17 protein-coding genes are annotated in these 8,577 nt (G+C 35.8%); 9 read left to right on the top strand and 8 right to left on the bottom strand.

The window, feature by feature from the left end; all coding sequences use genetic code 11:
- Positions 1-49 precede the first annotated feature (49 nt).
- The 5 genes from A3223_RS07735 to A3223_RS07715 form a co-directional block, all read right to left on the bottom strand.
- Positions 50-454 carry a DNA cytosine methyltransferase gene (locus A3223_RS07735; RefSeq protein WP_219336706.1) on the bottom strand — a complete coding sequence of 135 codons (405 nt, stop codon included), beginning with the start codon at positions 452-454 and terminating at the stop codon, positions 50-52.
- Position 455: 1 nt separating this feature from the next.
- Complete coding sequence (locus A3223_RS07730) at positions 456-1,094, bottom strand: hypothetical protein (RefSeq protein WP_084109831.1); 639 nt, start codon at positions 1,092-1,094, stop codon at positions 456-458.
- Entirely contained in the window at positions 1,091-1,930 is an 840-nt protein-coding gene (locus A3223_RS07725; RefSeq protein ID WP_084109830.1) for a phage replisome organizer N-terminal domain-containing protein, read from the bottom strand. The genes A3223_RS07730 and A3223_RS07725 overlap by 4 nt, the downstream gene beginning before the upstream one ends.
- A gap of 3 nt (positions 1,931-1,933) precedes the next feature.
- A complete protein-coding gene (locus tag A3223_RS07720; RefSeq protein ID WP_084109829.1) occupies positions 1,934-2,233 on the bottom strand; it encodes a helix-turn-helix domain-containing protein in 300 nt (99 codons plus the stop codon).
- A 132-nt stretch (positions 2,234-2,365) separates the two neighbouring features.
- On the bottom strand, positions 2,366-2,584 hold the full coding sequence (locus A3223_RS07715; protein WP_180378716.1) for a hypothetical protein: 219 nt from the start codon (positions 2,582-2,584) through the stop codon (positions 2,366-2,368).
- Positions 2,585-2,668: 84 nt separating this feature from the next.
- Here A3223_RS07715 and A3223_RS07710 point away from each other — a divergent pair, with 84 nt between their 5' ends.
- Positions 2,669-2,848 (top strand): hypothetical protein, encoded by a 180-nt coding sequence (locus tag A3223_RS07710; protein WP_084109828.1) that lies wholly within the window; start codon positions 2,669-2,671, stop codon positions 2,846-2,848.
- On the opposite strand, the gene A3223_RS09645 is transcribed toward A3223_RS07710, so the two are convergent.
- Both A3223_RS09645 and A3223_RS09640 read right to left on the bottom strand, forming a co-directional pair.
- Positions 2,835-2,999, bottom strand: coding sequence for a hypothetical protein (locus tag A3223_RS09645; protein ID WP_180378715.1), 165 nt, complete (start codon positions 2,997-2,999; stop codon positions 2,835-2,837). The genes A3223_RS07710 and A3223_RS09645 overlap by 14 nt on opposite strands.
- A gap of 106 nt (positions 3,000-3,105) precedes the next feature.
- A complete protein-coding gene (locus A3223_RS09640) occupies positions 3,106-3,321 on the bottom strand; it encodes a hypothetical protein (RefSeq protein WP_084109827.1) in 216 nt (71 codons plus the stop codon).
- Between the two features lie 113 nt (positions 3,322-3,434).
- On the opposite strand from A3223_RS09640, the gene A3223_RS07700 reads away from it, so the two are divergent.
- The 5 genes from A3223_RS07700 (at position 3,435) to A3223_RS07680 (ending at position 6,130) form a co-directional block, all read left to right on the top strand.
- Complete coding sequence (locus A3223_RS07700; RefSeq protein ID WP_084109826.1) at positions 3,435-4,130, top strand: S24 family peptidase; 696 nt, start codon at positions 3,435-3,437, stop codon at positions 4,128-4,130.
- Between the two features lie 97 nt (positions 4,131-4,227).
- Positions 4,228-4,479, top strand: coding sequence for a hypothetical protein (locus tag A3223_RS07695; RefSeq protein ID WP_084109825.1), 252 nt, complete (start codon positions 4,228-4,230; stop codon positions 4,477-4,479).
- Between the two features lie 12 nt (positions 4,480-4,491).
- A complete protein-coding gene (locus A3223_RS07690) occupies positions 4,492-5,340 on the top strand; it encodes a DUF6731 family protein (RefSeq protein ID WP_084109824.1) in 849 nt (282 codons plus the stop codon).
- Complete coding sequence (locus A3223_RS07685; RefSeq protein WP_084109823.1) at positions 5,337-5,693, top strand: hypothetical protein; 357 nt, start codon at positions 5,337-5,339, stop codon at positions 5,691-5,693. Before A3223_RS07690 ends, A3223_RS07685 begins: the two co-directional genes overlap by 4 nt.
- Positions 5,690-6,130, top strand: coding sequence for a thermonuclease family protein (locus A3223_RS07680; RefSeq protein ID WP_084109822.1), 441 nt, complete (start codon positions 5,690-5,692; stop codon positions 6,128-6,130). The genes A3223_RS07685 and A3223_RS07680 overlap by 4 nt, the downstream gene beginning before the upstream one ends.
- On the opposite strand, the gene A3223_RS07675 is transcribed toward A3223_RS07680, so the two are convergent.
- A complete protein-coding gene (locus A3223_RS07675; RefSeq protein WP_084109821.1) occupies positions 6,122-6,565 on the bottom strand; it encodes a hypothetical protein in 444 nt (147 codons plus the stop codon). The genes A3223_RS07680 and A3223_RS07675 overlap by 9 nt on opposite strands.
- A 317-nt stretch (positions 6,566-6,882) precedes the next feature.
- Here A3223_RS07675 and A3223_RS07670 point away from each other — a divergent pair, with 317 nt between their 5' ends.
- From A3223_RS07670 to A3223_RS07660, 3 genes are all read left to right on the top strand, one after another.
- Complete coding sequence (locus A3223_RS07670; protein ID WP_084109820.1) at positions 6,883-7,281, top strand: hypothetical protein; 399 nt, start codon at positions 6,883-6,885, stop codon at positions 7,279-7,281.
- A 238-nt stretch (positions 7,282-7,519) separates the two neighbouring features.
- A complete protein-coding gene (locus tag A3223_RS07665) occupies positions 7,520-7,867 on the top strand; it encodes a hypothetical protein (protein WP_084109819.1) in 348 nt (115 codons plus the stop codon).
- 62 nt (positions 7,868-7,929) lie between these two features.
- A complete protein-coding gene (locus A3223_RS07660) occupies positions 7,930-8,562 on the top strand; it encodes a DUF3560 domain-containing protein (protein ID WP_084109818.1) in 633 nt (210 codons plus the stop codon).
- The last annotated feature ends 15 nt before the right edge of the window (positions 8,563-8,577 follow it).

The raw sequence follows: 8,577 nt of genomic DNA, 5'->3' as shown, positions 1-8,577 counted from the left end.
TATTTATCCCATCAAGTGCAAAACTACTCCAAAAATAATGCCTACCTATCTAAGTGGTCGGCTTTATGAGTGGCTCGTAATATGGCAATACATTCTCAACTACAAAAGCCTTTTTGCAAAACGTCTTAAGATAAGATATAAGCTCATAAAGCCTAAAATCTGGCAAAACTCTCGTTGCCTCATTGCGTGAGTTATTACAAAAATTTAGCCTGCTGTGACTTTGACACGGAGGGCTAGCCCATATAAAATCAAAATCTAAGTAATTTTTAGCAGCATAGTCCCAAGCGTCGCCTACTATCACATTGTCGTTTGGATAGCGTTTTGAATAAACCTTTGCTATTTCAGGATCAAACTCAACGGCAGTTACTTCTATGCTTATGCCTTTTTCTTTTGCTATGTCGTCCCAAAACTTGCGATTACCACCAAGTCCTGCAAAAAGATTTAGAATTTTCATCTCACGCTCTCTTTGCAATATTTTTACGTATCTCTAAAAATTTTTGGCGTGTCTCGTCGCTCATTTTGAGCGGTGCGTCTGGATCAGCTGGGAGTAAATTTGCGTTATTTGCCGCTATTTGGGCTTGTTTTACTTCGCTTTCTCTTGTCTTGATTTGCACTACGCCTATTTTTTCTTGGTGCTCTAGCAGGTATTCAAACAAGTGCGTTTCTTCGTCGCTTGTTAGGCGTTGAAATACGCCGTTTTCTAATACGCACTCGTTTCTTAAAACGCCGTTTGCATCAACTGAAATTATTGTGCTTTCTAAAAAACCGCTACCAGTTCCACCATTGCAAAGCCTTGTGCCTCTGTAAATTTCTTTGCAAAACGCCGCTAGTGTATCTACGTCGTTAAAAAATCTAAGTCCCTTTTCTCGCATTTTTAAAAACACGATCTTGCTCCACTCCATAGTTGCACGAAAAAGCAAAGCGTCTGTGTTTTGATATTCTTTGCGATATTTCTCAGCGAAGACTGAAAAATTAATTAGCTCGCTTGTAGCCACGTTTTTTAAAAGCAAAGAGTATTTAGCTAGCCTCGCAGATGGTAAAAATCCCTTGCTATCGCCATATAATTCACAAATGATTTGTTCTCTATCGCTCATAACGCCATTTTCCTTTCTCCGCTGATTATTTCGTTTGCTACTCTCTCAAAGTATGCGTCGTCCATTTCGCCTGCCATTGGGGCTTCTCTTAGGACTACGCTTGTATTGGTTGGTGTGTTTTTACACTTGCCCCCTCGTTCTCTTTCTGTGCGATCCCAGTTTCTCATGGTAGCTTGCCAGTCTTTCATCGGATTTTTGCCAACTACCCAGCCTTTGCTTTCGTAGAAGTCAAAAAAGACTTCACAATCAACTAGGGCTAAATTTGCTTTTTGCTTGTAGGCGATTAGTTCATCTAGCGTTGGTTTTTGAAATCGTTTAGCTGGTTTTTTCTCGCTCTCGCACGCATGCGCACACGTAGAAGCGTTAGCTTCTTCTGTCTCTAACTCTTTCTCTTTCTCTAACTCTTTCTCTAGGGTTACGTTTTCGTTACCGCTCGTTACCGCGCTGTTACAATGTAACGCTTTAACCTCTTTTTGTTTAGCTCTAAATTCCCTAACTCTCTTTGCGCTGTCGCATTCTTTGCCACTTAGGCTTGCTGCTTCGGGGAGTCTCACATCTTCGCCTTCGCCTTTTTGCAACAATCCCAAGCTCTCAAAGATAGCCATAGCGGCTTTGACATTTATCTCTTGCTCCCTTATTTTTAGTGCGATCTCGGCTTCTATCGTCGGCTCTATACCATCAAAAAATATAACACCGTCATTATCTAGGCTTTTTAATAAAAGCTTAAGATAGATGCAGGTGTAAGTATCTCCACCAGCTACGCTCCTTATTTTTAAAATTTTAGGATCGTCGAAAAAATCTTTTTTTAGCTTTAGCCAATAATATGTTTTACTCATTTTTTAATCCTCAAAAAGTTTTAAAATTTTAATTTTTCTGTAAAGGTCGTATGAGTTTGCTCTTTCAGGAGCAACCGAAATATAGTTAAGCTCCGATAATTGTTTTAAATATTTTGAAATAACGCTCTCTTTTTCTTGTATTGCGCTAGCGAGCATCCCTATGGTTTTGTTAATTCCACCCTCATTGTCTGCAATAGAAAAAATATAAAGGAGTAGCCTAAACTCCCCACCTTTAAAATCGTTATCAAAAACCCATTTGGCGGGGATAACAAAAAACATATCTTTTATTTTTGTGTCACTCATCTTAGCCCTTTCCAAATTTCAATAAATGTGTCAAGTATCGCCATAACACAAAGAGCCACCAAAAGATATAATGGAGTATTCATTACGCTATCCTTTCAGTTGGTTTTAGTATTGACGTGCTACATCCGCTTATCACGTCTTTTTTGATCCGATTTCGATTAAATAGCCACGCTCTACTAGCTCATTTACACGTCCGCAGACGCTATTTATCGCTACGTTATACCAGCGTGCTATTTCTTGTCTTGTCGCACCCTCTTTGTGTTCACAAAACATTTCATAAACGGCTCTACGTTTGCCGCTTAGCTCAGGCTTTAATTTGTTGTATGCTTCTAGGCTGTTATTCGCGACCATTGCACGCTCCTTAAGTTATCTTTCATATAAGCCCTTTTAAAATTTCTAAGCGACCAAGCCAAGAAATCCACAAAAAGGACTTATATGACAGATAAAGAGATAGTTTTAGAACTTACAAAACTCGCCATATCAAACAAAAGATATACAAGCGGCGAGAAAAAGAATGACTTGCTTGGAGGGGATGTCTCTGAAATTTTTAATAAAATAGCTCAAGAGATAGCCCCAACGCTAGAAAAACTCAATAAAGACACTAAAAAAGACTAACGTAAGCGTTAATCATTTTTGCGATCTTAGCTTGGTCGTCCATCTCAAACTTATCCAGCTCTTTCATCATCTTTTTTAATGACTTACGAAATTTCTTTTGAAATTTTCTCTTTGCAAGCTCTTTCTCTAGTTGTTCTTGCGTTTTTTTCATCTCCTGCCCCTTAAAATAAATTTACAAGCATTGACTGCCACCGTAAACACGCCAGCTAAGATAAACCCGCCGACGAAAAGCGTTATGCTAGTCTTTAAAATTTCGATCATTTTTTAGCCTTTTGAGATTTTTCTTTTAGCCTTTGAGTTCTATACCAGCCGTTTTTTACTTCCTCCCAAAAAGTCGGTTCTATGCCATCCTCGACATACATAGCTGTTATTTTTTCTCTCTTAGGGCTAAAATAGCCATACCTTATTCCCTTGACAGAAACCTCTTTACTGTAATGTTTTCTTAATATTTGTGTAAATTCTTTAGTTGTCATAATGAAAGTATAGCTATACTATTCTTAAAAAGTTATTAATAGTATAGTATTGCTATATTAAATTATTTTAAAAAAAGGATATAATTACTATACATTTTACTTTGGAGGATAGCATGGAATACAAACTCAATAAACCACTATTAAAAAAAGTTCTAAAGGAAAAGAAAATATCTTATGCAAAATTAGCAGAGATACTTACAAAAGCCGGGTATGAAATATCAGAAAGCGGTATAAAATTTTGGTTTAAAGACGACAAAAACAAGCCCGAAATAGAAAAAGCACAAGCAATGTGCGAGCTATTAGGCATTCCAACAAACGACTTAATTTTACAAGACTTATTTCAGATCGTCCCGCCAGATAAAGAAGCCAAAGATGAAAAAAACAATAGCGATACCGTCTATGTTCCGTTTTATAAAGACGGAGTAGTTTCTGCAGGTCGGGGCGCTGAGAACGACGATTTTGGCGAACCTGAATTGCTGCCTTTTAATCCAAACGATTTAAAAATTATGTTTAACGTTAGCCCTCACGCAAAACTAGGCATTGTTCCTTGTTTCGGTAACTCAATGGAGCCGACTATTAAAGAAAGTGACTTGGTTGTTTTTTGTGATGACATAAACCAAATAGAGGGCGCTATTTATGTTTGCAAATATGAAAACGAAATATTTATAAAAAGAATAAAAAAACGTCCTACATTGGCGTTAATAAGTGATAATAAGGACTACGAGCCAATAATTATTGAGGAAGAGTTAAACGTCGAAATTTTAGGGCGTGTTGTCGGTTGTTATGCAATAAACTCTAAACGAATTTAAAAGTCCATTGCGAAGTGTATAAAGGGCTAACGTTTGAGGATTATGGGATAAAGTAGACGTGTAGTTGGGAGTTACTCAAAAACATTAGAGAGTAAAAATGACAGAAAAAGAATTTAAAGAGAAATATAATGAGTTGGTCGAAAATGGCTATTTTTTTATATATCATAGAGCTACAGCCAACACTCTTAAATTTAATAGTCTCTGTGCCAAATTTAATTTACCCATAATCAAAGTTGCAAAAATTGGGAAATTTTATCATAACGAATATTGTGATATGTATATGTTTTATTCTGAGGATAGGCTTAGCTATTATGATGCAGAAAAAATTATGGATGATAATTTTAGATAAAAGGCTTTTAATATGGATATAAAATTTTATTTTTACAAGGTAGTTGGGGATATTGATAAAAATTTGTTTGATTACAGCCTAGAAAAATATTTTTCTAATGGACTATCTTTACAAGATGGGCTAATCGCTATCAACGAAAATAAAGGGTTTTTAGATAGTGTTAATGGTGAAAAAAATATTTTTATATTTCAAAAATTTAGAAAAGACTTTAATCCTATCATTAAAGACGAGGTGACTGGGAAAACAAGAGAAATCGAGCTAAACGAAACAGAATATATCATAGAGCAGAACTATCTATTTTGGGATTTTAAAAACGGCGTTATTATTTATCAGAAGACGACGGGAGGGTTTAGTACGAGCGCATTTGAAACCTATGTAAAAGAACTTTTAAAAGGCAAATTTAAAGACGACTTCTTTACCCTAAAACCTATTATATCACGCAATGGCTACGAAAAAATATTAAATTCCGACATCATAAAAGCATACGACATCGCACTAGCTAACCCATCGATAAAAATCCTGCAAGAACTCGGTCTTGACGATAAAGGAATATTAAAAATAGACGATGACGATCTGGGGCGAATCGAGATAAAAATAACAGCCAAAAAAGGCAGAGGTTTATTTGGCGCCGATGTTTTTAAAAAATTGTTGGGGAATAAAGAAAATTATAGTAGAATGCGAATAAAGACATCAAACTCTTATTTAAAAAGTGGTGTTTTAATTGATTTGCTAGATGAGTTTTATACGGTATCTATGAGCGTAAGGGAAAATAAAAAGCGTGTTGCACCTGAAGACATGCTTGTCGTCATAAAAGACGTTTATGAAAAACATATACAAGAAATAATGGATTTATCAAGATGATAGATGTAGATTTTATTTATTCTAATTTAGATAAACTTTTTACTATAAGCTTTACCATGCTAGCCTTTGTTATTGCTGCTATTACTATATTGCAAACTATTAGCACTGGGCGAATAGCAGAGTTTCGAGAAACTGGGCTTATTGATAGCGTTATAAGGCGATATAATAGCTCTATATGTTGGAATTTTATTAGTGGTGTTGTTATATGCTTGCTTTGGTTTATTCGCCCAGATTTTATGAGTGATACCATCAAAACAGTTATTTGCGTTATATCTTTTTTGTTGTTTCTTGTTGCAATTTTTAAAACTTACGACGCATATAGATTTTTAATATACTTTGTCAAAAAGCAGTGATCCGTTTTATCCTCTTTGTTTTTATCCCTTTATCTCTCTTTGCCTTCCCTGCTAAAGTCATAAAAATATCTGACGGCGACACGATCACTGTGCTAAGCGGCAAAGAGCAAACAAAGGTCAGACTATACGGCATTGACGCTCCAGAGAAAAAGCAAGACTATGGACAAAAATCAAGGCAATTTTTAGCTAGCCTAATCGCAGGGCAAGTTGTAGAAGTAGAGCCAAAAGGCAAAGATAGATACAAACGCACGCTAGGCACTATTTACTATAAAGGGCAAGATATAAACGCTCAAATGGTACTAAATGGCTATGCTTGGGCTTATGTAAAATACTCGAGAATATATGTAAATCAAGAAAAGCTGGCTCGTGAGAATAAACATGGGCTTTGGCAGAGTAGCGATCCTGCTCCGCCGTGGGAGTGGCGAAAATTAAGATAAATTGTTGGTATTGTTTTTTAATATTTGTTGTCCTATTGGGGTGTTAATTGGCACAAGAGTTTTAGCTCCACACACTGGACAAACATTTTCTTTTTTTCCTATTAGAAAATAAACAATCAAACCCAATCCCATACTAATAAATATAAAAATTACCCAAAACCATCCCATCGAATACTTTCTTTTAAAATGCGCACCTGTTCTTGAATGGCAAGTGGTGCAAATATAATCTCCCCCGTCATTACTATTTGTCTGATCCGCTATACTTGTTGCTTTCTTTTTAAATAAAATTTTTAGAATTAAAAAAAATAAAACAACCCCCAATATTATCTGTATGTTTTCAACTACGCCGTGAAGTTCTTTATTTGTCGAATCACTGCCTGCCCCAAATAGTGCTATTTGTGTTGCAAACAGCAATAAAACTAATATTTTTTTCATGTAATCCCCTTAAAAAATTTAATAGAAATTATACTACAAAAATATATTTTAAAAAGTATAGTTATACTATTCTATTTTATATAAATTTAAGGATAGTTATACTATACTTCTTTCATCGAAACAAAAAGTAGATAGGCTTCAAGCGAAAGCTGACAGAGTGAGCCTCCTGCGAGTTGCAGGTTAATCACGTTTAAATCTGAAGCGGATATAGCGAGCCGAAACGTCGCTATTCGGTATTAGCCCTGATTTAGGATAGTTTTTCACAGGGTTATGAATAAAACGAAAAACACTAAAACAAAGTGAGTTATAATTACGAGATGAAAAATATAGAGTTATTTGATTATTATGCAGGCATTATTTTTTCGGAGCTTATTGACGAGTTTCCGTTGCCAAAAGATATAAAAGCGGCGGATATAGTAAAAAACGATATACATGTAGATGAAGTAAATAAACATGTAGCTATCGTTTATTACACTTGTTTATGGCTAAAAGAAAACGGCTTTGTAAATTTAGATAACTCTTTTTCATCTCACAAAATGGTTTCAAATGTGATCTTAACAGCCAAAGGGCTAGAGATACTAAAACAAACTCCGCAAAGCGTAGACGGCAAGAGCCTAGGTGATAACCTAAAGGCAGCCGTACAAACTGGCAAAGATGAGTTTATCAAACAAGCCGTAAATAAAATTTTCTCCCTTTCACTTAATCTAATCTCATAATTTTTCTAATAAAAGCCTTGCTTGCTTGGAGTAGGCGAAAGCCCACTAATATTTTCATATACAAATTTTCCTTTAAGTATAAATTGATTTCTAACATCTAGTCGGCGGTGGCGAGCAAGGTTTCTATTAGAAAAAGGAGCTTAAAAATGAAAAAGATAATTAGATTTTTTCACATAATTTTCAGCAATGGTGGCGAGATAAAGAATATCGCCTATCTAAATATCAAAAGGGGTTAAAAATGAGTTTGAACTACGACCTAGTATATGCCGAGAGCGACGTGGCACACATAAATTTAAACAAAGAATACGACGAGCTAATAACTGACATTAAAGCTGTATATAGCCGTCATCGCTACACGTTTAAAAATGCACTTGGCGAAAATAGTGGCGAAATAATTGATCTGCTTATCGAGCATTGTAAAAAAGACTTTTTTGCCTACGCAGCGCTTGTCTATGTGCTATGCGTTGAAGCTGAAATGAGCAACGATGCAGTTTTAAGTTATACGGCTACTTACCAACAAACACTTAAAAAACTACGAGAGGAGGCCCAAAGAGATGCGATACTCCACACTAAAGAGGCTTGTTAAGTTCTATGGCAAGCCAAATATGACAGTAGGTGAGTTTTTAGAGATTATAAAAGGATTAAATAATGGCAAATTTTAAAAAATACTGCCCTAATGTATGGGTGGCAGAGTGTGAGGAAAAACACGAAAAAGGTGAGTTTATAACACTTGAAACACAATATGGCAAAGAAGTTGAGTGCGAGGTTTATAACCTAGTAGCTGAGAAAAACGGAAAATTTTATTATTCGATAGTTAGGCTAGAGGAAGCAAGTTACGCTGAAATAAAAGCCGAAAAATATAGAAGTTCACAAAACTTACACGAGAGTAAAAGCCATGAGTGGCACGAAAAAAGCCAAGAGGGGGCAGAGTTTCTAAGACTAGCCGAGCCGATCAAGATCGGACACCATAGTGAGCATAGACATAGAGCCTTAATTGAGCGCAACTGGAATAGGATTGGGAATGCTGTAAGAGAGCAAAAAATAGCAGACGAAAAAACACGCAAAGCTGAATATTGGGAAGCTAAGGTAGAGGAGATAAATTTATCAATGCCTGAAAGCCTAGAATATTTTACGGCACAGCTAGAAAAAGCCAAGGCGCGCCAACAAGGGCTAAAAAATGGCACGATAAAACGCGAACATAGTTACAGCCTAACTTATGCGACAAAAGCTGTTAAAGAGCTAACAGCAAAATTAGAAATAGCCCAAAAATTATGGGCTTAACCCATTGTTAAAAAA

Origin of the sequence: Campylobacter concisus (genome assembly GCF_002092855.1) — a bacterium.
In the GTDB taxonomy this organism is placed as follows: domain Bacteria; phylum Campylobacterota; class Campylobacteria; order Campylobacterales; family Campylobacteraceae; genus Campylobacter_A; species Campylobacter_A concisus_AI.
The sequence above is the reverse complement of the archived record's forward strand: the minus strand, read 5'-3'. Positions and strand labels throughout refer to the sequence as shown.

Excerpts from the sequence above, each read along its gene's own strand:
- A3223_RS07735 (WP_219336706.1), bottom strand. The coding sequence starts at position 454 with ATGAAAATTCTAAATCTTTTTGCAGGACTTGGTGGTAATCGCAAGTTT.
- A3223_RS07730 (WP_084109831.1), bottom strand. The coding sequence starts at position 1,094 with ATGAGCGATAGAGAACAAATCATTTGTGAATTATATGGCGATAGCAAG.
- A3223_RS07725 (WP_084109830.1), bottom strand. The coding sequence starts at position 1,930 with ATGAGTAAAACATATTATTGGCTAAAGCTAAAAAAAGATTTTTTCGAC.
- A3223_RS07720 (WP_084109829.1), bottom strand. The coding sequence starts at position 2,233 with ATGAGTGACACAAAAATAAAAGATATGTTTTTTGTTATCCCCGCCAAA.
- A3223_RS07715 (WP_180378716.1), bottom strand. The coding sequence starts at position 2,584 with ATGGTCGCGAATAACAGCCTAGAAGCATACAACAAATTAAAGCCTGAG.
- A3223_RS07710 (WP_084109828.1), top strand. The coding sequence starts at position 2,669 with ATGACAGATAAAGAGATAGTTTTAGAACTTACAAAACTCGCCATATCA.
- A3223_RS09645 (WP_180378715.1), bottom strand. The coding sequence starts at position 2,999 with ATGAAAAAAACGCAAGAACAACTAGAGAAAGAGCTTGCAAAGAGAAAA.
- A3223_RS09640 (WP_084109827.1), bottom strand. The coding sequence starts at position 3,321 with ATGACAACTAAAGAATTTACACAAATATTAAGAAAACATTACAGTAAA.
- A3223_RS07700 (WP_084109826.1), top strand. The coding sequence starts at position 3,435 with ATGGAATACAAACTCAATAAACCACTATTAAAAAAAGTTCTAAAGGAA.
- A3223_RS07695 (WP_084109825.1), top strand. The coding sequence starts at position 4,228 with ATGACAGAAAAAGAATTTAAAGAGAAATATAATGAGTTGGTCGAAAAT.
- A3223_RS07690 (WP_084109824.1), top strand. The coding sequence starts at position 4,492 with ATGGATATAAAATTTTATTTTTACAAGGTAGTTGGGGATATTGATAAA.
- A3223_RS07685 (WP_084109823.1), top strand. The coding sequence starts at position 5,337 with ATGATAGATGTAGATTTTATTTATTCTAATTTAGATAAACTTTTTACT.
- A3223_RS07675 (WP_084109821.1), bottom strand. The coding sequence starts at position 6,565 with ATGAAAAAAATATTAGTTTTATTGCTGTTTGCAACACAAATAGCACTA.
- A3223_RS07670 (WP_084109820.1), top strand. The coding sequence starts at position 6,883 with ATGAAAAATATAGAGTTATTTGATTATTATGCAGGCATTATTTTTTCG.
- A3223_RS07665 (WP_084109819.1), top strand. The coding sequence starts at position 7,520 with ATGAGTTTGAACTACGACCTAGTATATGCCGAGAGCGACGTGGCACAC.
- A3223_RS07660 (WP_084109818.1), top strand. The coding sequence starts at position 7,930 with ATGGCAAATTTTAAAAAATACTGCCCTAATGTATGGGTGGCAGAGTGT.